At 65.3% G+C, this 21,503-nt stretch carries 17 protein-coding genes and 1 other RNA gene; 6 read left to right on the top strand and 12 right to left on the bottom strand.

Translation table 11 applies throughout. The features are described from left to right. Nucleotides 1-189: 189 nt before the first annotated feature. Nucleotides 190-1,947, top strand: a complete 1,758-nt coding sequence (locus BC1002_RS11275) for a cation:proton antiporter (protein ID WP_013090165.1) — start codon at nucleotides 190-192, stop codon at nucleotides 1,945-1,947. A gap of 128 nt (nucleotides 1,948-2,075) precedes the next feature. Then, the gene (locus BC1002_RS11270) at nucleotides 2,076-3,479 is read left to right on the top strand and encodes a gamma-glutamyl-gamma-aminobutyrate hydrolase family protein (protein WP_013090164.1); all 1,404 of its coding nucleotides are present in this window, start codon (nucleotides 2,076-2,078) and stop codon (nucleotides 3,477-3,479) included. A gap of 81 nt (nucleotides 3,480-3,560) precedes the next feature. On the opposite strand, the gene BC1002_RS11265 is transcribed toward BC1002_RS11270, so the two are convergent. Next, nucleotides 3,561-4,532, bottom strand: coding sequence for a hypothetical protein (locus BC1002_RS11265; protein ID WP_013090163.1), 972 nt, complete (start codon nucleotides 4,530-4,532; stop codon nucleotides 3,561-3,563). Nucleotides 4,533-4,706: 174 nt separating this feature from the next. Further along, nucleotides 4,707-5,231, bottom strand: a complete 525-nt coding sequence (locus tag BC1002_RS11260; protein ID WP_013090162.1) for a GNAT family N-acetyltransferase — start codon at nucleotides 5,229-5,231, stop codon at nucleotides 4,707-4,709. A 321-nt stretch (nucleotides 5,232-5,552) separates the two neighbouring features. Here BC1002_RS11260 and tcuC point away from each other — a divergent pair, with 321 nt between their 5' ends. After that, nucleotides 5,553-6,854, top strand: a complete 1,302-nt coding sequence (tcuC, locus tag BC1002_RS11255) for an MFS transporter (RefSeq protein ID WP_013090161.1) — start codon at nucleotides 5,553-5,555, stop codon at nucleotides 6,852-6,854. Nucleotides 6,855-6,937: 83 nt separating this feature from the next. Here the strand turns inward: tcuC and BC1002_RS11250 are convergent, their stop codons facing one another. Continuing rightward, nucleotides 6,938-8,785 (bottom strand): tetratricopeptide repeat protein, encoded by a 1,848-nt coding sequence (locus tag BC1002_RS11250; protein WP_041734400.1) that lies wholly within the window; start codon nucleotides 8,783-8,785, stop codon nucleotides 6,938-6,940. Nucleotides 8,786-8,976: 191 nt separating this feature from the next. Between BC1002_RS11250 and BC1002_RS11245 the strand changes: the two genes are divergently transcribed. After that, nucleotides 8,977-10,671, top strand: a complete 1,695-nt coding sequence (locus BC1002_RS11245) for an FAD-dependent monooxygenase (RefSeq protein ID WP_013090159.1) — start codon at nucleotides 8,977-8,979, stop codon at nucleotides 10,669-10,671. An 80-nt stretch (nucleotides 10,672-10,751) separates the two neighbouring features. On the opposite strand, the gene BC1002_RS11240 is transcribed toward BC1002_RS11245, so the two are convergent. From BC1002_RS11240 to BC1002_RS11225, 4 genes are all read right to left on the bottom strand, one after another. Further along, nucleotides 10,752-11,006 (bottom strand): formate dehydrogenase subunit delta, encoded by a 255-nt coding sequence (locus tag BC1002_RS11240; protein ID WP_013090158.1) that lies wholly within the window; start codon nucleotides 11,004-11,006, stop codon nucleotides 10,752-10,754. Nucleotides 11,007-11,014: 8 nt separating this feature from the next. Next, nucleotides 11,015-13,903 (bottom strand): formate dehydrogenase subunit alpha, encoded by a 2,889-nt coding sequence (gene fdhF / locus BC1002_RS11235; protein WP_238537889.1) that lies wholly within the window; start codon nucleotides 13,901-13,903, stop codon nucleotides 11,015-11,017. A 165-nt stretch (nucleotides 13,904-14,068) separates the two neighbouring features. Then, nucleotides 14,069-15,643, bottom strand: coding sequence for a formate dehydrogenase beta subunit (locus tag BC1002_RS11230; protein WP_013090156.1), 1,575 nt, complete (start codon nucleotides 15,641-15,643; stop codon nucleotides 14,069-14,071). Continuing rightward, entirely contained in the window at nucleotides 15,640-16,125 is a 486-nt protein-coding gene (locus tag BC1002_RS11225; RefSeq protein ID WP_013090155.1) for an NAD(P)H-dependent oxidoreductase subunit E, read from the bottom strand. The genes BC1002_RS11230 and BC1002_RS11225 overlap by 4 nt, the downstream gene beginning before the upstream one ends. A gap of 135 nt (nucleotides 16,126-16,260) precedes the next feature. Between BC1002_RS11225 and BC1002_RS11220 the strand changes: the two genes are divergently transcribed. Together BC1002_RS11220 and BC1002_RS11215 are read left to right on the top strand one after the other, a co-directional pair. Continuing rightward, nucleotides 16,261-17,340, top strand: a complete 1,080-nt coding sequence (locus BC1002_RS11220; protein ID WP_013090154.1) for a substrate-binding domain-containing protein — start codon at nucleotides 16,261-16,263, stop codon at nucleotides 17,338-17,340. A 130-nt stretch (nucleotides 17,341-17,470) separates the two neighbouring features. Further along, complete coding sequence (locus tag BC1002_RS11215) at nucleotides 17,471-17,737, top strand: hypothetical protein (RefSeq protein WP_013090153.1); 267 nt, start codon at nucleotides 17,471-17,473, stop codon at nucleotides 17,735-17,737. 116 nt (nucleotides 17,738-17,853) lie between these two features. Here BC1002_RS11215 and BC1002_RS11210 read toward each other — a convergent pair whose 3' ends face one another. The 5 genes from BC1002_RS11210 to ompA form a co-directional block, all read right to left on the bottom strand. Continuing rightward, the gene (locus tag BC1002_RS11210) at nucleotides 17,854-18,222 is read right to left on the bottom strand and encodes a COG4315 family predicted lipoprotein (protein ID WP_013090152.1); all 369 of its coding nucleotides are present in this window, start codon (nucleotides 18,220-18,222) and stop codon (nucleotides 17,854-17,856) included. 231 nt (nucleotides 18,223-18,453) lie between these two features. Continuing rightward, nucleotides 18,454-18,823: a transfer-messenger RNA gene (gene ssrA / locus BC1002_RS35880) on the bottom strand. A gap of 78 nt (nucleotides 18,824-18,901) precedes the next feature. Next, nucleotides 18,902-19,615: a phosphoglycolate phosphatase gene (gene gph, locus BC1002_RS11205; RefSeq protein ID WP_013090151.1), complete on the bottom strand. Its 714-nt coding sequence runs from the start codon at nucleotides 19,613-19,615 to the stop codon at nucleotides 18,902-18,904. A gap of 40 nt (nucleotides 19,616-19,655) precedes the next feature. Beyond that, nucleotides 19,656-20,354: a bifunctional 2-polyprenyl-6-hydroxyphenol methylase/3-demethylubiquinol 3-O-methyltransferase UbiG gene (ubiG, locus tag BC1002_RS11200; protein WP_013090150.1), complete on the bottom strand. Its 699-nt coding sequence runs from the start codon at nucleotides 20,352-20,354 to the stop codon at nucleotides 19,656-19,658. A 235-nt stretch (nucleotides 20,355-20,589) separates the two neighbouring features. Further along, a complete protein-coding gene (gene ompA, locus BC1002_RS11195) occupies nucleotides 20,590-21,237 on the bottom strand; it encodes an outer membrane protein OmpA (RefSeq protein ID WP_013090149.1) in 648 nt (215 codons plus the stop codon). Between the last annotated feature and the right edge of the window lie 266 nt (nucleotides 21,238-21,503).

Genomic DNA, 21,503 nt, shown 5'->3' with positions numbered 1-21,503 from the left:
CGCAGCTCGGGCGCGTGAGCGGGGCGGTGCCGAGCCAACGGGAAGGTCCGTCCGCATTGTAGAGCAAGGTTTTGCGGCCGAGCGGCCTGCTACTGCCGGCGCGGCGCGACGCGCGAATTCGCCAGAAACATGGTCAGTCCGTTTGTTACACTGCGCTTTCTGAGATTACTGTTTGTAAGGAAAACGTTCATGCACCATGGCATCGGCTTCATCCAGGATCTGGCCGTCGTGATGGCGCTGGCGGGCGTCGTCACCGTGCTGTTCCATCGCCTGAAGCAGCCGGTGGTGCTCGGCTATATCGCGGCCGGCGTGATCATCGGACCGTACACGCCGCCGTTCCAGCTGATCCACGACGAACAGACGATCCAGACGCTCGGCGAGCTGGGCGTCGTGTTCCTGATGTTTTCGCTGGGCCTCGAATTCAGCCTGCGCAAGCTGTTCAAGGTCGGCGCGACGGCGATCGTCGCCGCGCTGTCCGAGATCGTGCTGATGCTGTGGATCGGCTACGCGATCGGCAATGCATTCGGCTGGAGCCCGATGGATTCGCTGTTCCTCGGCGCGATCCTCGCGATCTCGTCGACGACGATCATCGTGAAGGCGCTGTCCGACCTCGGACTCAAACGCGAAAGCTTCGCGCAACTCGTGTTCGGCATTCTGATCGTCGAGGACATTCTCGGCATCGCGATGCTCGTGCTGCTGACCGGCATTGCGCAGACCGGGCAGTTGTCGGCCGGGCTCGCGGCCGTCACGCTCGGCAAGCTGCTGCTGTTCATGACGGTGTCGCTGCTGGTCGGCGTGCTGCTGGTGCCGCGCGCGCTGAACTACGTCGCGCGCACCGGCAGCAACGAGATGATGCTGGTGTCCGTGCTCGGCTTCTGCTTCGGCTTCTGTCTGTTGGTCGTCAAGCTCGATTACAGCATCGCGCTCGGCGCGTTTCTGATCGGCGCGATCATGGCCGAGTCGCGCCATCTGCATCGGATCGAGCATCTGATCGCGCCGCTGCGCGACGCGTTTTCCGCGATCTTCTTCGTGACGATCGGACTGATGCTGAACCCGGCCGTGATCCTCGACTATGGATGGCCAATCGCCGTGATCACGCTCGCGGTGATCGTCGGCAAGATCGTGTCGTGCGGGCTCGGCGCGTTTCTGTCGGGACAGGACGGGCGCACCTCGATGCGCGTCGGCATGACCGTGTCGCAGATCGGCGAGTTCTCGTTCATCATCGCGACGCTCGGTTTGACGTTGAAGGTGACGAGCGGGTTTCTGTATCCGATCGCGGTCGCCGTGTCGGCGTTGACCACGCTGACGACGCCCTATCTGATCCGCGTCGCCGATCCGCTGACGCGCCGCATCGCGAATGCGATGCCCGCCACGTTGTCCAACGCGTTCGGCATGTACGGGCAATGGCTGCGCAGTTTGATCACGGCGCGCGGCGAGCCGACGCTGATCAGCATGACGCGGCGCATCGTCGTGCAGATCGCGGTGAATCTCGCGCTCGTTGCGGCGATTTTCCTCGTCGTGTCGTATAGCGCGCCGCATAGCGGCCGGCTGCTCGCGCACTGGCTCGACGAGGAGCCATTGCAGCGCGTCGTGCAGTGGAGTGTCGCGCTCGTGGTGTCGTTGCCGTTCCTCGTGGCCGTGTATCGCAAGACGAAGTCGCTCGCGCTGCTGCTCGCCGAAGTCAGCGTGCAGCCGACCACTGCCGGGCGCTTCACCAGCGCGCTGCGCCACGCGATCGCCGACCTCGTGCCGCTCGTATCGATGATCGGCGTGTTTCTGCTGGTGGCGGCGCTGTCAGGCAGCATCCTGCCGCCAAGGGGCCTGCTCGTCGCGGTGCTCGGGTGCGCTGCGCTGCTGCTCGCGCTCGTGTGGCGCTGGTGCGTGAAGATTCACGCGTCGATGCAGATCGCGTTGCGGGAAACATTCGACGAGCGACCAGACCCTTGATGCAGAGGGTTTGGTGCAACGCCTTGCAACAATGTGAGTAATTGTTTGCGGGTTTGCCGGGCCTGCTGCACTGACGGATAATCAGGGCATATTCATTCGTTCGCGCGGAAGGCGCCCGTCCGACAGTCATGAGCGAAAACAAACCCGAAAACGCCGGCACGACCGGCAGTCCACCGCCGAGCTCGCCCGCGCCGAGCGGCACGCCAGCAGCATCGGCCCCCTCGCTTCCTCCGTCGCATGAAGATGCCACCCAGTCGGCCGCCAAAGACACGAGCCCGGCCGCCGAGGAGGCGACCGCCAGGTCGTCGACCGACGATCCGATCAGCGCTTCGTCAGTCACTCGCGACGATCCGCGTGCGGCGCGGCTGCGCGACGCGGTCGAGGCACGCAGCGCCGCTGCCGAATCGACCGCGCGGCAGGAAGCCGCGGTGCACGAGCGCGAAGCGCGGCGCGCCGGTACGTACGCCGGCGGCGCGAGCACGGTGAAATCCGAGCCCGCCGTCAAACCGACGGTGGCCGACGGCGAGATCGCCACCGAGGAAGCCGCCGCGCCTGCGGCGCGTGCGCCCGGCTCGCCGCCGCCCGGTTTCGGCGCGGCACCCGATTTCAGCGCAACCAATCCGCCGCCCCCCAACGCGCTTCCGCCGTCGCCGCCGCGCTACCTGAAGCAGAGCGATTCGGCGTGGAGCGTGTTCGGCCGCATCGTCGCGGCGCGTGCGCGGCAGCTGTTCGATCGCGCAGGGCAGCGGATCACGCAGCGTACGCTGCGCATCGGCGTGTCGGCGCGCATCTTCCACCCGGAACCTGGTGCGAAGGGCTTGCGCGGCAAGACGCTGCAGTATCTGGAGGAGTCGATCGCGCACTGGGTGATGTCGCGCGACGTGCTGGTGTTCATGATCCCGACCGTCGGTCATCAGGGCATGCTGCACCCGAGCAACATCCGTCTGCGCGACTATGCGAAGCATCTCGACGGCCTGTTGCTGCAAGGCGGCGCCGACGTGTCGCCGCAGACCTATGCGGAAACGGCGAGCAGCCACGAATGGCCCGGTGACCGCGTGCGCGACATGTACGAACTCGAACTGCTGCACGAGTTCGTCGAATCGGGTAAGCCGGTGCTCGGCGTGTGCCGCGGCTGCCAGCTGATCAATGTTGCGTTCGGCGGCACGCTGTATCAGGACATCGCGACCGATGTGCCTACCGCGAACGCCCACGTCAACGAGAACTACGATCAGCACCGTCACGGCGTGCATTTCCCGGATGGCTCGACACTGCTGAACATGTTCCCCGGACGACGCGACGCGATCGTCAACTCGATCCACCATCAGGCAGTCAAGACGCTGGGCCGTGATCTGAATATCGAGGCGGTGTCGGCGTCGGACGGCATCATCGAGGCCGTGCGCTATCGGCGCGCGCCGTTCGTGATGGGCGTGCAGTGGCATCCGGAGTTTCATCGCGCGGGCGGCCCGGAGCTGCTCGATTGCACGCCGTTGCTCGATACGTTCCTGCGGGTCGCGCGGGAGACGCGATTTTAAGCAGGGCGGGTTTGGAGCCAGGTCACACGCTTGCAGCAGCAGACGGAAGCGGATTTGCCTGCGTCGAAGTCGCGGCGGCGCTCATTGCGCGAATTGTTCCGGGATTTCGGTGACGCGACGCTGCGATATGTGATCCATCCACTCGGTGCTGTTGACCGGCCGATTGTTCGACACGGTGGAGCGCGGCCGCGGCGCGGCGTCGAGTAAAGACATCATGGCGAAGGTCGTCACATCAGCGTATTCGTCTTTGTCGAACCGGGCTCGATTGCGCGCTTCATGCGATGACTCGTTCGCGGCACGGCGATTTACCGGAAGGGGACGCGTTTGCGCGCGAAGCGCACGATGCGCATGTGACGAGTGAATCGCATCACGCGGCGGGCGGACATTTCGCGTGGTGGTGCGCTCAGGCAATGCCGCCATGCGCGTGGGTGCGGCGGCGGCCACGTCGACAGGTAATGGCGGAAGCACAGGCGCCGGTGTGACGGCCCCGGCAATCACCGGCGCATCACGACGCGGCAGCAAAGCTTGCGCCGATTTCAGCATGTCGGAGGTCATGAGCCGCGGCGCCAGAGGCTGATCGACGGTCCACCACACCAGCACCGCGACGCAGCCGATTACCACGGCACTCGCCGCGACCGTACGCCGATTCCAAACTGAGCGCCGCTGCGCGATTCGCGGCGAGCGGGCCTTGAGCGCGATACGCATTGGATTCTGAGGCACCTTCCGTTGCATAGCGGGACGCGTCACCGTCGCGGTATTCGCCGCTTCCCCGGCATGCCGCGTGGCGTCCGCGACGAGCGCCTCTGCCGGACGCTTCACGCCGCTCAGCGCGCCGTCGATCGACACCCGATGCCCATACGACAGCAATTGTTGATGCCCGATGCAGACGGTGCGCAGCAGCGCGGCATATAGCGAATCGGGTCCGGCTCGCGAGCGCTGAGCGTCGGGCAGCAATGCCCACTCGCGGCCGAAGGGTTCGGACGGATGGTCGAGCGGACGGAGAGGGGGAAGGGCGAATGCGCCTTCGATCAAGGTGAGCGGCGTGCTGGTCATCGGTTTCTTCCGGCGTCTCGTAACAGGACGACCGGTGAGGCAGTGACGAAATCTGTAGGGGGCCGATGAAGCCATCGGCGACAGAAAATCGTGCCTCGAAACTACCTTGTCCGACCTTCAGATGACTCCGAAAACGGGGACATCACCGGCTGCACGCACACTCAACTTCGATGCTCAGGGCTTCAACCGGTACACGTAGCGCAGCGCGGTGATATCCACGCCGCCCATATGGTCGGGCTCCGCGCCGACCAACTGCCAACCGTGCCGCTCGTAAAAGCCGATCGCCGCCGTGTTGCCCTCGAGCACGTACAGATACAGCTGTGCTTCGCCTTGCGCGCGCGCCCAGTCAACGGCTGCGTGCATCAGCGTTTTGCCGACGCCGATGCCCTGATAACCAGGCAGCGCATGCAGGTTGTCGAGCAGCACGCCCCATGCGGACTCGGGCTGTCGCTCGACACACACGAAGCCGGTCGGCTCGCCGGCCAATTCGGCGATCAGCACGATGCGGCGCTCGCCGCCCGGCGCGCCGAGACGCGCTTCCCAATAGGCGGCGCGTTCGCGCGAGACTTCACCGTCGAGGAACGCGTCGGGCAACAGACCGCGATAGGTGGCCTGCCAGCTGGCACTGTGGATCGACGCGATCAGCGCGGCGTCCTCGAGCGTGGCGGGGCGCAGGGAAAGAGCAGAGGTGGTTTGCATCGGAGTTATCAACTGAATGGCCTCGCGCGGGCAGTCTACCGCCGCCCGCAGGTGTCGTGCGTAAGCAAACTGTATGCGTTTCGCGTCGACCTTATCAGCAGTAACATTACGTGGCATCGGCCCCGCATCAAGCTCAGCGTTTACCCTGATCTCGGATGAACGCCACGGGCAGCAGAGTGCGGCGCCCCGGGCGCGCTTCGCTTATACCGGCGTGTCCGCCTGCGGGATCCCTTGCCAAACGCAGCGGATCGTTCCAACTGCCCGCTCGTCGCCGTCCGCATCGATCCGTCCGACTGGGCGGCGGGCCTCTCCGAGAGTGTCATGTCTACCGCGACCCACGCCGCTTCCAGAACCGAAGAATCCAAGGTCAAGACAGTGTTCCGCGTCGTCAGCGGCAACTTTCTTGAGATGTACGACTTCATGGTCTACGGCTACTACGCTTCCGCGATCGCCAAGACCTACTTCCCGAGCGGCAGCGATTTCGCGTCGCTGATGCTGTCGCTGTCCGTGTTCGGCGCGGGCTTCCTGATGCGTCCGCTCGGCGCGATCGTGCTCGGCGCCTACATCGACCATCACGGCCGTCGCAAAGGCCTGATCCTCACGCTGAGCCTGATGGCGCTCGGCACGCTGACGGTCGCGACGATACCGGGCTACGCGACCATCGGGCTCGTGGCGCCCGTGCTCGTGCTGCTCGGCCGGCTGCTGCAAGGTTTCTCGGCCGGCGCCGAGCTCGGCGGCGTGTCGGTGTATCTGTCGGAGATCGCGACGAAGGGCAACAAGGGCTTCTATTGCTCGTGGCAGTCGGGCAGCCAGCAGGTCGCGGTGGTATTCGCCGCACTGATCGGCGTGATGCTCAACAAGATTCTGCCCGCCGACCAGATGTTCGCATGGGGCTGGCGCGTGCCGTTCCTGATCGGCTGTCTGATCGTGCCGTTCCTGTTCATCATCCGCCGCTCGCTGCAGGAAACCGAGGAGTTCGCGGCGCGCAAGCATCGTCCGAGCATGGGCGAGATCCTGAAGTCGATGGCAGCGAACTATCCCGTCGTGCTGGGTGGCATGGGCATGGTCGTCATGACGACCGTGTCGTTTTACATGATCACCGCTTATACGCCGACCTTTGGCAAGGAGGTGCTGAAGCTGACGGCGATCGACGCGCTGGTCGTCACCGTCTGCGTCGGTATCTCGAACCTGATCTGGCTACCGGTGTCCGGCGCTTTGTCGGATCGCATCGGCCGCCGTCCGGTGCTGCTCGCGTTCACGATTCTGACGATCCTCACCGCGTATCCGGCGCTGCAATGGCTCGTCGCCGAGCCGTCGTTCGCGCGTCTGCTGGCCGTGCAGCTGTGGCTGTCGTTCCTGTACGGCTGCTACAACGGCGCGATGGTCGTCGCACTGACCGAAGTGATGCCGGTCGAAGTGCGCACCGCCGGCTTCTCGCTCGCGTACAGTCTCGCGACGACGATCGGCGGCTTCACGCCGGCCATCGCCACGCTGCTGATCCACGTGACCAACAACAAGGCGGCGCCGGGTCTGGTCCTCGGCGTGGCGGCGATCTGCGGTCTGCTGGCGACGCTGTTCCTGTATCGCACGCCGGAGTCGCGCAATCAGTATCGGGCGGCCTGACGGGTTCGCTTCGTGTTCTGAAAACAGAAAACCCCGCGAAAGCGGGGTTTTCTGTTTCGTTTTTGGCGGCGCGTGGTCCGTGGCTAACCGTGCCGCAATTCGTTGGCGACCACTTCGACTACTTCATCCCACGCGCCCGGCCGCGGCTGACGCACCAGCGTCGCGTCCGGATACCACGGGCTGCGCGTGTCGCCGTCGAACCAGCGCCAGTCGGCGGCGAACGGCAGCATCAGCCACAGCGGCTTGCGCAGCGCGCCGGCGAGGTGCGCGATCGACGTGTCGATCGACACCACCGCGTCGAGCCGCTCGACGATCGCCGCGGTATCCGCGAAGTCGCCGATGCGTTGGTCGAAGCGATGGATCGTGACCGCGCGCGGATGCGCGTCGAGCGCCGCGCGTTCGTCGTCGGACAGATCGGGCTGCAACACGATCCAGTCGATGCCGTCGAGCGCGAACAGCGGCTCCAGCGCGGCGAGCGGCATCGTGCGGGTTTCGTTGCGCTGGATGCGCCCCGACCACGCGAGCCCGATCTTGCGCTTCGCCTGACCGCCGAGCGAGCCGCGCCATTTGCGGCCATAGGCCGGCGGCACGCTCAGATAGGGCGTGCGCGCTTCGATCGTCTCGTAGCGCGTGCCGAGCGCGAGCGGCAGGCTTAGGAGCGGAATTTGCAGATCGGCGGTGGGACGCGGCTGGCCCTGCGCGATCAGCGAGACGCGCCATGCCTGCGCGACGGGCGCGAGCAGCGGCACCAGTTGCGGCTGCACTTCGAGCACGACGCGCGCGGCGCGTTGCGTGGCGAGCGGCACGAAGCGCACGAACTGGAGCGTATCGCCGAAACCCTGCTCGGCATGGATCAGCAGCGTGTATGCGTCGATCGATTCGCCGTGCCAGCGCGGCAGCGTCTGGATCGCCGGCTCCGCGACGGTTTGCAAGCGCCATTCGTATTCGGGCAGTCCGCGCTCGAAGTCGCGCATCGCGAGCCATGCGAGCGCACGGTTCATATGCGCGGACGCGAGGTCGGGGCGCAGCCGCAGCGCCTGATCGAGCGCACGCACCGCGGCCGCGTGCGCGCCGAGCGCCTGGTGCGCGGTGCCGAGCGCGAGCCATGCGAGCGCGAATTGCGGATCGAGCCCGACCGCCCGCTCCAGATACGGCAAGGCCTGTTCGGCCCGGCCGAGCGCCGCGAGCGCGTTGCCCATGCCATAGATCGCGGGAGGCAGGTTCGGCTGCAGACGCAGCGCCGCTTCGAATGACGCGACTGCCTGCGCATGTCGGCCGGTCGCATCGAACGTGTTGGCGAGGTTGAAGTGCGCGGCGACGAAGCGCGGCTCGACCGCGAGCGCGGCCTCGAAGCAGGGCACCGCCTCGTCCGGCCGATCGAGCGCGTTCAGCGACATGCCCATGTTGTTCAGTGCGCCCGCGTGACCGGGGCGCAGTTCGAGCGCGCGCCGGAACGACGCGATCGCCTCCGCGTGACGGCCGAGCGCGTGCAGTGCGTTGCCGAGATTGTTGTGCGACGACGCGTCTTCCGGCTGCAGGCGCAGCGAGCGTTCGAACGCATCGGCGGCGTCTTCGTGACGGCCCAGCGACGCGTACGCGTTGCCGAGGTTGTAGTGCGCCATCGGGAACGTCGGCGCGAGCGTCAGCGCATTGCGGAACTGCTCGATCGCGGCGTCGATCTGACCGAGCGCCTTCAGCGCATTGCCGAGGTTCAGCTGCAGCGCCGCGTCTTCCGGGCGCAGGTCGACCGCGCGCCGCACCAGCGCCGCGGCTTCGGCGTGCTGGCCCTGCTGGTGCCTCAGCACGCCGAGCAGATGCAGCGCGTCGACATGGCTGGGGTTGTGGTCGAGCGTGGCGCGGTAGCCGCGTTCGGCGTCGTCGAGGCGGCCGTCACGATGCGCCGCGAACGCGCGGTCAAATACAGGTTGCATGACGGGGAGGGTATTCGGATCAATCAGACTGGGCCGCATTTTCCCATACTTGCGCAAAGGGCCCGGATTTGCGCGGCTCGCGGGCGCATTTCGAGCGATGGGGCGTCCCTTCCGCGCGATTGATGCAGCGCACCGGTGTGCGCGAGAGCGGCGGCGTACACTAGAACGCAGTGTTGCCTCCGGAGTTCCGCATGGACGCTGCCGCCTACGACGCGTCGCCGGTGCTGATCGTCGGGGCCGGTCCCACCGGACTTGCCGCAGCGATGAGTCTCGCGCGTGCCCACATCCCCGTGCGTCTGATCGACAAGGCGCCGCAGCCGAACCCTTATTCGCGCGCGATCGGCATTCAGGCACGCACGCTCGAACTGCTCGAGCAGCATCGGCTGATCGAGCCGTTTCTCGAACTCGGCCATCGCGCGCGCGTCGCGAATCTGTTTTCGAACGGCATGCGGCTCGCGCAGCTCGATTTCGACCCGCTGCACACGCGCTATCCCTATCTGCTGTTTCTCGACCAGTCTGTGACCGAGCGGCTTCTGACCGAGCATCTGGCGACGCTTGGCGTGAAGGTGGAGCGCGGCGTCGAACTGATGGCGTTCATGCAAGGCTCCGCGAGCGTTCAGGCGACCTTGCGCCGCGCGGACGGCCGCACGGAAGCGATGCGCCCGTCATATCTGATCGCCGCCGACGGCGCGCATAGCTCGATTCGCCATCGCCTCGGCCTGAACTTCGAGGGCAAGACCTTCGAGCAGACTTTCCTGCTCGCCGACCTGCACGCGGAAACCGACTGGCCCGACGACGAGTTCCAGATCTTCGCGTCGGGCGACGGTCTCGTCGCGCTGTTTCCGATGGGCCACGGCCGTCATCGACTGATCGCCGATCATGCGGTCGAACCGTCCGGCAGCGCCGCGCCGCCGGCCACCACCGCGGTGCCGTCGCTCGAACAATGCAAGGCGCTGATCGCGCGGCGCGTGCGCGAGCGCGTCGAGGTGTCGGATCTGGCGTGGTCGGCGTATTTCCACGTGAATAGCCGGATGGTCGATCGGCTGCGCGTGGGCCGCATCTTCCTCGCCGGCGATGCCGCGCACGTGCACAGCCCCGCGGGCGCGCAGGGCATGAACACCGGCATCCAGGAAGCGCTCAACCTCGGCTGGAAGCTCGCGCGTGTGATCGGCGGCGCGGCGCCGGATCGCCTGCTCGACACGTATCACACCGAACGGCATCCGATCGAGCGCGAGGTGCTGCGGCAGACCGGCTTCATCACGCAGATGGCCGAGGCCGATCACGGCCCGCTGAAGCTGCTGCGCGAGCGCGTGATGCCGGTGCTGGCCGCGCTCGGGCCGCTGCGCGATGCCGCGCGCGCGACCATTAGCGAGCTGGCGATCCAGTACCGGCGCAGTCCGCTGACGCTCGAACGCGTGCTCGACGGCGGACCGCGCGCGGGCGAGCGCGCGCCCGATGCGCTGGTGCATGTCGTCGATGGTCCACTCGGGCGCGCGCCGGGCGTCGGCTGCATTTTCGATCTGCACGATCCGGCGTTCTTCTCGCTGTTTCTACTGGTGCCGCCGCTGCCCGTCGACGGCACGCCGCTCGATCCGGCCGCAAAACACGCGGCGCCGCCGGACCCGGAGGTGGAAAAGCTCGCCGCCGAGGTCGAGCGGCTGCTGCCGAACGCGGTACGGACCTGGCGCGTCACCGATACGAGCGGCGATGGCGGCCCGGCGCTGTCCGAATCGTATGGGCGCACGCGGCCGTCGTTTTATCTGGTGCGGCCCGATGGCTATATCAGCGCGCGCGGACGCACCGGCTCGGACCTGCACGGTCTCGTACGGCACTGTGAGGCGTGGTTTGCGGTGGGGGGAGAGATAGCGGAGCAGGCGACGTTGTGATCAGGGTCACCTGTTGCGTGGCACGCGCGCGGCAGCGGATCTCGCCGCCGCGCCTCGGTGATTGACGAAATCGCCTAGGCCTAAGCCGCCGACGCCTGGGCCGGCGTCAACTTCTCGCGATACCTGACGATCGCCTCGCGCGTGAAGTTCGTTAGCGCGATGTCATAAGTGTCTGGCGCTTCGTCGAGCGTTGCGAGCAGCGCGCGCCGCATGCGCGGCTCCCAGAAGCGGCGGATGTGTTCGGCGACGCCGGTCAGCGCTTCCTCGTGGTCGGGCATCGACTCGAAGAAGTCGCCGATCCGGTTCGCCATGTCGATCAGATTCCGATTGTCCATGGCTCGCCTCACTTGCCTGCGGTAACGGCGGCAGCCGAATCAGCCTGTTCGCGCCGCTTCAGCAGTTCGAGCTGCTCGCTACTGAAGCGCGAATAGTCCTTCTGCCATTGCGACGGCTGCTCGACCGGCATCACCTGCACGGCGGTCACCTTGTATTCGGGGCAGTTGGTGGCCCAGTCGGAGCTGTCGGTCGTGATCACGTTCGCGCCCGATTCGGGGAAGTGGAACGTCGTATAGACGACGCCCGGCTGCATCCGCTCCGTCACCTTCGCGCGCAACACGGTCTGTCCCGCGCGCGATTCGATGCCCACCCAGTCGCCGGTCTTGATACCGCGTTCCTCCGCGTCGTGCGGATGCAGTTCGAGCCGGTCTTCGTCATGCCACAGCGAGTTGTCGGTGCGGCGCGTCTGCGCGCCGACGTTGTACTGCGTCAGGATGCGTCCGGTCGTCAGCAGCAGCGGATACTTGCGCGTGACCTTCTCCGGCGATGCGATGAACTTCGTGATCACGAAGCTGCCCTTGCCGCGCACGAAGGTACCGACGTGCATCGTCGGCGTGCCGTCGGGCGCGTCCTCGTTGCATGGCCACTGGATGCTGCCCATTTCGTCGATCTTCTGGAACGACACGCCGTGGAAGGTCGGCGTGAGCCGTGCGATTTCGTCCATGATCTCGGACGGATGCGTGTAGTCCATCTCGTAGCCGAGCGCGCGCGACAGCAGCTGCGTGACTTCCCAGTCCGCGTAACCGCCGAGCGGCGGCATCACCTTGCGCACCCGCGAGATGCGGCGCTCGGCATTGGTGAACGTGCCGTCCTTTTCGAGGAACGACGAGCCGGGCAGCAGCACGTGGGCGTACTTGGCGGTCTCGTTCAGGAAGATGTCCTGCACCACGATGCATTCCATCGACGACAGCGCCGCCGCCACGTGATGCGTGTTCGGGTCCGACTGCACGATGTCCTCGCCCTGGCAGTACAGGCCCTTGAAGGTGCCGTGCAGCGCGGCGTCGAACATGTTCGGAATGCGCAGGCCCGGTTCGGGTTGCAGCGTGACGTTCCAGGCGTTTTCGAACTGCGTGCGCACGAGCGGATCGCCGATGTGCCGATAGCCGGGCAGCTCGTGCGGGAACGAGCCCATGTCGCAGGAGCCCTGCACGTTGTTCTGGCCGCGCAGCGGATTCACGCCGACACCTTCGCGGCCGATGTTGCCGGTCGCCATCGCGAGGTTCGCGATGCCGATCACCATCGTCGAGCCCTGCGCGTGTTCGGTGACGCCGAGTCCGTAGTAGATCGCGGCGTTGCCGCCGGTCGCGTAGATGCGCGCGGCTTCGCGTACCTGTTGCGCGGGTACGCCGGTTGCAGCTTCGGTCGCTTCCGGCGAGTTCTCCGGCAGCGCGACGAAATCGCGCCACTGCTCGAACGCGCGGGCTTCGCAGCGCTCGGCGATGAACGCTTCGTCGAGCAGGCCTTCGGTGACGATCACATGCGCGAGCGCATTGACGATCGCGACGTTGGTACCGGGCCGCAATTGCAGATGATGCGACGCCTTCACGTGCGGCGTATCGACGATATCGATGCGGCGCGGATCGACCACGATCAGCTTCGCACCCTCGCGCACGCGGCGCTTTAGCCGCGAGCCGAACACCGGGTGGCCGTCGGTCGGATTCGCGCCGATCACCATGATGACGTCGGCCTTATCGACCGAGGCGAACGTCTGGGTGCCGGCCGATTCGCCGATCGTCGTCTTCAGGCCATAGCCGGTCGGCGAATGGCAGACGCGCGCGCAGGTGTCGACGTTGTTGTTGCCGAATGCGGCGCGCACGAGCTTCTGCACGAGGTAGGTTTCTTCGTTCGTGCAGCGCGACGACGTGATGCCGCCGATCGAATCGCGCCCATGCTTCGCCTGGAGGCGCCGGAATTCCGACGCCGCGTACGAGATCGCTTCATCCCAGCTGACTTCGCGCCACGGATCGGTGATCTTCGCGCGGATCATCGGCTTCTTGATGCGGTCCTTGTGCGTCGCGTAGCCCCACGCGAAGCGGCCCTTCACGCACGCATGGCCTTCGTTGGCCTGGCCGTTCTTGTGCGGCACCATCCGCACGACCTGGTTGCCCTTCATCTCGGCCTTGAACGAGCAGCCGACGCCGCAATACGCGCAAGTGGTGACAACCGAGTGCTCGGGCTGGCCGAGCATTACGACGGTCTTTTCCTGCAAGGTCGCGGTCGGGCACGCGGCCACGCACGCGCCGCACGACACGCACTCCGATTCCATGAACGGCTGGTTCTCGCTCGCCGCGACGCGCGATTCGAAGCCGCGTCCGGTGATCGTCAGCGCGAACGTGCCCTGGGTTTCCTCGCACGCGCGCACGCAGCGATTGCAGACGATGCACTTCGACGGGTCGTACGTGAAGTACGGATTCGATTCGTCCTTCTTGTCCTTCAGATGGTTTTCGCCGTCGAAGCCGTAGCGCACTTCGCGCAGGCCGGTCACGCCCGCCATGTCCTGCAGTTCGCAGTCGCCGTTGGCGGGGCAGGTCAGGCAATCGAGCGGATGGTCGGAGATGTACAGCTCCATCACGTTGCGACGCAGCGTCTGCAGACGGTCGGTCTGCGTGCGCACCTTCATGCCGGCTTCGACCGGTGTCGTGCACGAGGCCGGATAGCCGCGCCGTCCTTCGATTTCGACGAGACACAGGCGGCATGAGCCGAACGGTTCGAGCGAATCGGTCGCGCACAGCTTCGGCACGTTGACGCCGGCTTCGGCCGCCGCGCGCATCACCGACGTGCCGGCCGGCACGGTCACCGCCTGGCCGTCGATTTCGAGCGTCACGTCGACGTCCGAGTGGCGTGCGGGGGTGCCGTAGTCGGTGTCGTCAGCGAATGGGTTGGCGGCGCGTGCCATGGCTTGCGACTTGCATGCGCAGTTGCCTGAGCCGCAGCCGCCCCCCAAGGGGACTTCCTTCGGGGCGCCCCCCAAGGGGACTTCCTTCGGGGCGCCCCCCAAGGGGACTTCCTTCGGGGCGCCGGCGGGAGAGTTGAACTGGTCGGACATAGTGAACTCCTGGAGTCAGGCCGCGGCCGCTTTATTGGCGTGGTCGGCAGTGGGATCGGCGGCGAGACCGAAGTCTTCAGGGAAATGATCGAGCGCGGAAAGCACCGGGAACGGCGTCATGCCGCCCATCGCGCACAGCGAGCCCGACACCATCGTGTCGCACAGATCGCGCAGCAATTGCACCTGACGCGTCGACGTATCGCCGTTACGAATCCGCGCGATCACCTCGACGCCGCGCGTCGAGCCGATCCGGCACGGGGTGCATTTGCCGCACGATTCGAGCGCGCAGAAGTGCATCGCGTATTGCGCGAGCTCGGCAAGGTTCGACGTGTCGTCATGGACGACAAGACCGCCGTGGCCGATCACCGCGCCGACTGCCGCATACGCCTCGTAGTCCATCGGGATGTCCCACTGGCTTTCCGGCAAATACGTGCCGAGCGGGCCGCCGACCTGCACCGCGCGCGCCGGCCTGCCACTCGCGGTGCCGCCGCCGAAGTCGTCGAGCAGTTGGCGCAATGTCACGCCGAACGCTAGTTCGACGAGGCCGCCTCGCTTGATGTTGCCGGCCAGTTGGAACGGCAGTGTGCCGCGCGAGCGGCCCATGCCGAAGTCCTTATAGAACGCCGCGCCGCGCGCGAAGATGATCGGCACCGTGGCGAGCGTGATCACGTTGTTGATCACGGTGGGCTGGCCGTAGAGACCCACGAGGGCGGGCACCGGCGGTTTCGCGCGGACGATGCCGCGCTTGCCTTCTAGCGATTCCAGCATCGCGGTTTCTTCGCCGCACACATACGAGCCCGCGCCTTTCGCGACGAACAGCTCGAAGCGCTGCCCGCTCGAGAGCACGCTGTCACCGAGCCAGCCGGCTGTGCGCGCACGGGCGATGGCCGCTTCGAGCGTCGCGATCGAGTGCGGGTATTCGCTGCGCACGTAGATGTAGCCGACGGTCGCGCCGGTCACGATCCCCGCGATGACCATGCCTTCGATCAGCACGTACGGATCGCTCTCCATCACCAGACGATCGGAGAAGGTGCCCGAGTCGCCTTCGTCGGCATTGCAGACCACGTACTTCTGCGCGGCCTTCGCGCCGCGCACCGTGCGCCACTTGATGCCGGCCGGGAAGGCGGCGCCGCCGCGGCCGCGCAGGCCGGATTGGATCAGCGCTTCGCAGGCGGCATCGCCGTCGGTTCGCAGCGCGTTGCGCAAGCCTTCGAGGCCGCCGTGCGCGACGTAGTCGTCGATGGACAGCGGGTCGGTGATGCCGATCCGCGCGAAGGTCAGGCGCTGCTGCTTCTTCAGATACGGAATTTCGTCGACCACGCCGACGCGTCGCGCATGCTCGCCGCCGTCGACGAAGCCCGCGTCGAACAACGCGGCGACGTCTTCGACGTCGACATTCGCATAGCCGATGCGGCCTTCGGGCGTCGCGACTTCGACCAGCGGTTCGAGCCACAGCAACCCGCGCGAACCGTTGCGGATCAATTCGATCGCCATGCCGCGGCGCGCGGCTTCGCTGCTGATGGCTTCGGCCAGGGCGTCGGCGCCGAGCGCGAGCGCCGACGAATCTCGCGGAACATAGATGCGCGTCATGCCGGCACCTCCACGCGTTTGCTGGCTGCGGCGAGCAGCGCGTCGAATTTCTGTGGCGTAACGCGTGCGTGCAGCGTGCCGTTGAGCATCATTGCCGGCGACAGCGCACATTGGCCGAGGCAGTACACCGATTCGAGCTCTACCGTTGCGCCGTCATGGTGACCAGCGTCGAAGCGGCAACCCGTGTGCGCCTCGATGTGCTGGGCGAGCGCCTCCGTGCCCATGCTGCGGCATGCTTCGGCGCGGCACAGCTGTACCGTGACGGGCGCGGCCGGCGTGGTGCGGAAGTGATGGTAGTAGGTGATGACGCCGTGCACTTCCGCGCGCGACAAGTTCAGCACGCGAGCGAGCGGTCCGACTGCGGCGGGTGGCACAAAGCCGATTTCGTCCTGGATCGCATGCAGGACCGTCATGAGTGTGCGGCCCGGTTGCGCGTGTCGTTGCACGAGCTGATCCGGCGCCGTGGCGAGAGAATCGTCCAAGTTGGGGGCTCCTCCAAAGCGATATATGCACTTGTTATTCATAATACGTGCACGTATGCTTCGCTTATTCGATATGGTATAGCCGAAAGATAGGCGGGCCAGCCGGCGCGTGCAATAGGAAACAGTCAAACATATATGGTCAGGATCGAATGTCAGGTCGAGCTGGTCGTGAAGGGTGCGGACGGCCGCGAAGCCAGCCTGTCTGACGTGGTACCGTTGCTCGCGCTTGTCGATGAATCCGGCAGCATTGCGCAGGCCGCCGCGCTTAAGGGTTTGTCCTACCGGCACGCGTGGGGTTTGCTGCGCAGCATCGAGGAGCGGCTTGGCGGTCCGCTGATCGCGAAAGAGCGTGGGCGCGGCTCTGTTCTGTCCGACCTCGGACACGCGGTGCTGCGTGGACAGCGGCTCTGCGGTGAGCGGCTCGACGGCAATCTGCAGGCGCTTGCGAGCGAAGTGGCCAGCGATCTGAACCGCTGGCTCGCGCCCCCCGCCGATAACGTGCGCATCCACGCGTCGCACGGTTATGCGGTGGCCGCGCTGGTGACGGCGCTGGTCGCCAACGATCTGCCGGTCGAGATCAAGTACCGCGACGGCGCCGACGCGGTCAGCGCGCTCGCGCGCGGCGAGTGCGATCTGGCCGGTTTTCACCTGCCGCTCGGCGAGTTTCGCGCGGTGTGCGCCGATACCTACCGGCGCTGGCTCGATCCGCAACGCCACGTGCTCGTGCATCTGACCCGGCGTAAGCAAGGACTCTTCATCGGCAAGGGCAATCCCAAGGGAATCGGCGGGCTCGGCGATCTGGCGCGCGACGACATCCGTTTCGTCAACCGTCAGCCGGGCTCGGGTACGCGGATGCTGCTCGATCTCGCGCTGCGGCAGATCGGGGTGGACCCGGACCGCGTCAACGGCTATGCGTCGACCGAGCTGACGCACTCCGCGATCGCAGCGTTCGTCGCGAGCGGCATGGCGGATCTAGGCTTCGGCGTGCAGCCGGCCGCGCATCATTTCGGGCTCGACTTCATTCCGATCGTCGACGAGGACTATTACTTCGCGTGCGACCGCGCGCACTTGTCACGCGCGCCGCTCGCGACGGTGATCAATCTGTTGCGCGGTAGCGCGTTTCACCATCGCGTCGAGCAGCTAGCCGGCTACGATCCGTGCGACTGCGGCAGGCTCGTCGATCTGGATGAGGGGCTCGGCGGCGCGCTCCCGTAACGGTGGCGTAAGAGCTTGTAATCAGAAGCGCGATCACGCTCGGCTTGGGCCGCTGCGCGGCGCGCCGGTTTCGGCTACTCTCTTGGCTTCGTATCCGCTCTAACCGCGCGGCAAGCCGCGCTGAACCAACATGAAAGCTCTTTTCCACGCGTGTGCCACCGCTGTCGCGGCTGGTGTGCTCTGTGCCACCGTCTCCGTCGCTTACGCGCAAAACTCGCCTGGCGTGCCGGGCGGCATCCTGAACGATGAATTCCGCCTCAACGAGCATCCGCAGATGCCGTTCGCCGCGTCGGCGCCGTCGGACAAATATCAGCACGGCAAACGTTCGGCAGCGCGCAAGCGCGGTGACATGGGCGATCCGAACGGCTGCAATTTGCAATGTCCGAAAGACGACTGAGGATTGGCTCGGGCATCGCTCGAGCTTCGAGGTTTGACGTAACGCCGGCCCTTTGGCCGGCGTTGTGCTTTGTGGCGGTGTGCGATGGTGGCGCAGTTGCCGGCCGGGGACGATAGTTATGGCCTGGCGATGTGCCAGATTTCCTTGAAGCCGTTCCCCTTTGCATCGCCTGCCTGCTTGTCGGCCGCGTAGTGATACAACGGGTGCCCCTTGTACGCCCATTGTTGCTTGCCGGCCGGGCTCGGGGTCAGCGTCCAGTCGCCCAACGGCTTGTCGGTCGGCTCCGCCGTGGCCGCCGGCCAGTTGCTCATGCAGCCGCCGGTGCAGGCGCTGACGCCAGGGGTGGTGTCGTTGTCGAACGTGTAGAGCGTCATGCCGTCGGCGGTGACGAAGCGGCCTTCGGACAGTTTTGGCGGGTCGGCGAGGGCGCTCGCGTGCAGCACGGTAAGCGCGAGTGGGACCAGCAAGGCGATGGTCTTGCGCATGACGCGGGCTCCTGTTGTAGCGACGCGGTCGACGAGTGACGACGCGCTTCGAGTTACGGGTATAGGCAGCGGCCGTGGATTTACCGGGTCGTGTTGTGGGACCCGCTGAGTGAAGAGGAGGGCGTCTGACCTGCCCGAGAAGCGCCGCAGACCGAACGGAAAATAGAAAACCCCGGCAGCGTCAAGCTACCGGGGTTTTCGCAGCCGTTCATTGCGAACGTGCCAGGTGTTTGGTGGAGGCGGCGGGAATCGAACCCGCGTCCAGAAGTCCTCTACGACCAGTTCTACATGTTTAGTTCTGTCTTTTGATTTAACCGCAGCGACGCGGACGAACACGCTGCACTACGGCGATTCACTAGATTTTCGACCCGGACGTCGTGACGCCGCCAAGGCTTAACTGACGTATATGACCTCTGTCGGTATTGCTACCGGTCTTGCGACACTAGCCCGTCAGTGAACTAGGCAGAGGACGGCGGCCCTTAGGCTGCCAGTGCGAACGTATCGTCGTTTGCAGTTACGTTTTTCCCATTGATTAACGAGGTGACGGGTCCTCGACATGCCCTAGCCGCTTCGCAACCCCTGTCGAAACCAGGTCGCCCCCGCGGTTCGTTGCTCACATATATGAGCCAAAGGAGATTTTACAATAGATCGACGGCACGCGTTGGGTGGTCGGACTTTGTCAGCCAATGTCGCGCAGCAGCGTCTGCAACTCCGCCGTCGACTCCACGACGTGTTGCGCGTGCCACCGTGTCGGCGGAATGTCGTTGCCGCAATAGCCGTACGCCGCGGCGACTGTCTTCATGCCCGCGGCAAAACCCGCCTGGACGTCGCGCAGGTCGTCGCCGATATAGACGACGCGCTCCGGCGCGATGTTCAGCTCACGCGCCGCGTGCAGCAGTGGCGCGGGGTGCGGCTTCGAATGCGGAGTCGTGTCGCCGCTCACCACGCAGCCGGCGCGCTCCTCGAGCCCGAGTTGCGCGACGAGCGGCTCGGTGAGCCGCGCGACCTTGTTCGTGACGATGCCCCAGCGCACGCCGCGCGCGTCGAGTTCGTCGAGCACTTCCGCGATGCCCGGAAAGAGCGTCGTCTCGATGCATAGATCCGCTTCGTAGTTCGCGAGAAACTCCTCGCGCATCGATGCGAATTCGTGATGATCGGGCCCGATGCCGAACGCGCCGCAGATCAGTCCCCGCGCTCCGGCCGAGGCCAGTGGCCGCAGCTTTTCGAGCGGCACCATTTCGAGTCCCCGGTCGTGGCGCATCTTGTTGACGGCGGCCGCGAGGTCGGGCGCCGTGTCGGCAAGCGTGCCGTCGAGATCGAAAAGTACGGCGAGGCAAAAGCCGAGCGTGTCGTCGTTGTCTTCGCGTTGCGGCAGGGGAGTCGGGTCGCTCATTGTTAGTTTCGGATACGGCGGATCGGGCGGTTCTGGCAGGTCAGGCGTCGCGGCGACAAGCGAGCATATAGTTGACGCTCGTGTCGGACGACAGCGCGAAATGCTTGCTGAGCGGGTTGTACACGATGCCCTTGATGTCGGCCGTGCGCAGATCGGCGGCGCGCACGAAGCCGGCGAGTTCCGACGGGCGGATGAAGCGCGCGTAGTCGTGCGTGCCCTTCGGCAGCATTCGCGCGATGTATTCGGCGCCGATCACCGCGAACAGATACGACTTCACGTTGCGGTTCAGCGTGGAGAAAAACACCCAGCCGCCCGGCTTCACGAGATTCTTGCAGGCCTCGACGATCGCCGCCGGCTTGGGCACGTGCTCGAGCATTTCCATGCAGGTGACCACGTCATAAGTGCCCGGTTCGCGCGCGGCCAGCGCCTCGGCTGCGATTTCTTCGTAATCGACGGTTACACCGCTTTCAAGACTGTGAAGATCGGCGACGCCGAGTGCCTGTGTCGACAGGTCGATGCCCTTCACATGAGCGCCCAAGCCTGCCATCGATTCCGACAGGATGCCGCCGCCGCAACCGATATCGAGCACCTTTTTGCCGGCGAGATGCGCGTGAGCGTCGATCCAGCTCAGGCGAATCGGATTCAGTTCGTGCAACGGTTTGAATTCGGCGTTCGGGTCCCACCAACGATGCGCGAGGTCGCTGAATTTCTGTAGTTCGTGGGGATCGGCGTTGGTCATGGCGAAGGCTGCCTCGATGAAAGCGGTGAGCGGACGCTCGAGGATAAACCCTGAGTATATAGGGCAAGAGAAAGAGCGGCAAAAGCGTGTCGGCGAGCGACTGCCGATGCGACCTGAGAGCCGCTAGTAGCGGAGCGGGGTGTTCTTCCGTCGCGCATCACATCGCATGGCGGCACCCGCACATAAAAAAAGCCCCGCGGAAGCGGGGCTTTCGATACTGCGGTAATTTTCCAGCTTACTGCTTCGGCGTACCGACAACTTCGACTTCCACGCGGCGGTCCGGTGCGAGGCAGGCGATGAGTTGCTTGCGGTTCTTCTGGTTGCAACCGGTGGTAACCGGGTTGCGGCGGCCCTTGCCTTCCGTGTAGATACGGTTGGCTTCGACGCCCTTGCTGACCAGGAAGGCCTTCACAGCTTGAGCACGACGCAGCGACAGACGGTCGTTGTAGGCGTCCGAACCGATACGGTCGGTGTGGCCCGTAGCGACGACGACTTCGAGGTTGATGCCCTGAATCTTCGATGCCAGTTCGCTCAGACGTTCCTTGCCAGCCGGCTTCAGGATTGCCTTGTCGAAGTCGAACAGCGCATCAGCTTGATACGTAATCTTTTCGCTGGAGATAGCCGGAGCCGGAGCGACCGGTGCCGGCGGGGTCGGAGCCTGAGCAACCAGAGCGCCGTCGCACTTGGCGTTAGCCGTTGCGGGCGTCCAGAATGCATTGCGCCAGCAAAGCTCGTTCGTGCCGTTCATCCACACGTATTCGCCAGTACCATTCACCCAGTTGTCGTTGGTAGCTTGTCGCGACGCCGGCACCGACTGCGCCATGGCGGATGCAGCCATAACTGCGGTAGCTGCAATGAACGCGAGCTTTGAAAGTTTATTCATATTTCTCCTCTCGAAATTGAGATTACCGCAGGTTTACTGCGAGCCTGTTGACGGATGACCAGTCATACATTGCTCGAAGTATAACATTGGTGCGGAACAAAAACCGGCTGTCTAGACTTCGAGCAGTGTCTGACTCTTTGTGCGTTGGCATTTTGCCATATCGTTCCCCTCCGACGAAAAAAAAATCTGCCCCCATTCAAATCCCCCTCCAATTGTGGTGCATGCGCAACAAATGTTTTCGTCTGAACGGTCCGCCGGCTCTGCCT

It is taken from the genome of Paraburkholderia atlantica (assembly GCF_000092885.1).
Classification (GTDB): Bacteria; Pseudomonadota; Gammaproteobacteria; order Burkholderiales; family Burkholderiaceae; genus Paraburkholderia; species Paraburkholderia atlantica.
This window is presented reverse-complemented; position numbering and strand designations above follow the sequence as displayed.

Bases quoted from the DNA above. Each gene is read 5' to 3' on its own strand.
- BC1002_RS11270 (WP_013090164.1), top strand. From the start codon at position 2,076: ATGAGCGAAAACAAACCCGAAAACGCCGGCACGACCGGCAGTCCACCG.
- BC1002_RS11230 (WP_013090156.1), bottom strand. From the start codon at position 15,643: ATGACGCGCATCTATGTTCCGCGAGATTCGTCGGCGCTCGCGCTCGGC.
- ompA (WP_013090149.1), bottom strand. From the start codon at position 21,237: ATGAATAAACTTTCAAAGCTCGCGTTCATTGCAGCTACCGCAGTTATG.
- BC1002_RS11265 (WP_013090163.1), bottom strand. From the start codon at position 4,532: ATGACCAGCACGCCGCTCACCTTGATCGAAGGCGCATTCGCCCTTCCC.
- ubiG (WP_013090150.1), bottom strand. From the start codon at position 20,354: ATGACCAACGCCGATCCCCACGAACTACAGAAATTCAGCGACCTCGCG.
- BC1002_RS11240 (WP_013090158.1), bottom strand. From the start codon at position 11,006: ATGGACAATCGGAATCTGATCGACATGGCGAACCGGATCGGCGACTTC.
- tcuC (WP_013090161.1), top strand. From the start codon at position 5,553: ATGTCTACCGCGACCCACGCCGCTTCCAGAACCGAAGAATCCAAGGTC.
- BC1002_RS11275 (WP_013090165.1), top strand. From the start codon at position 190: ATGCACCATGGCATCGGCTTCATCCAGGATCTGGCCGTCGTGATGGCG.
- BC1002_RS11260 (WP_013090162.1), bottom strand. From the start codon at position 5,231: ATGCAAACCACCTCTGCTCTTTCCCTGCGCCCCGCCACGCTCGAGGAC.
- BC1002_RS11250 (WP_041734400.1), bottom strand. From the start codon at position 8,785: ATGCAACCTGTATTTGACCGCGCGTTCGCGGCGCATCGTGACGGCCGC.
- BC1002_RS11220 (WP_013090154.1), top strand. From the start codon at position 16,261: ATGGTCAGGATCGAATGTCAGGTCGAGCTGGTCGTGAAGGGTGCGGAC.
- BC1002_RS11245 (WP_013090159.1), top strand. From the start codon at position 8,977: ATGGACGCTGCCGCCTACGACGCGTCGCCGGTGCTGATCGTCGGGGCC.
- fdhF (WP_238537889.1), bottom strand. From the start codon at position 13,903: ATGGCACGCGCCGCCAACCCATTCGCTGACGACACCGACTACGGCACC.
- BC1002_RS11215 (WP_013090153.1), top strand. From the start codon at position 17,471: ATGAAAGCTCTTTTCCACGCGTGTGCCACCGCTGTCGCGGCTGGTGTG.
- BC1002_RS11210 (WP_013090152.1), bottom strand. From the start codon at position 18,222: ATGCGCAAGACCATCGCCTTGCTGGTCCCACTCGCGCTTACCGTGCTG.
- gph (WP_013090151.1), bottom strand. From the start codon at position 19,615: ATGAGCGACCCGACTCCCCTGCCGCAACGCGAAGACAACGACGACACG.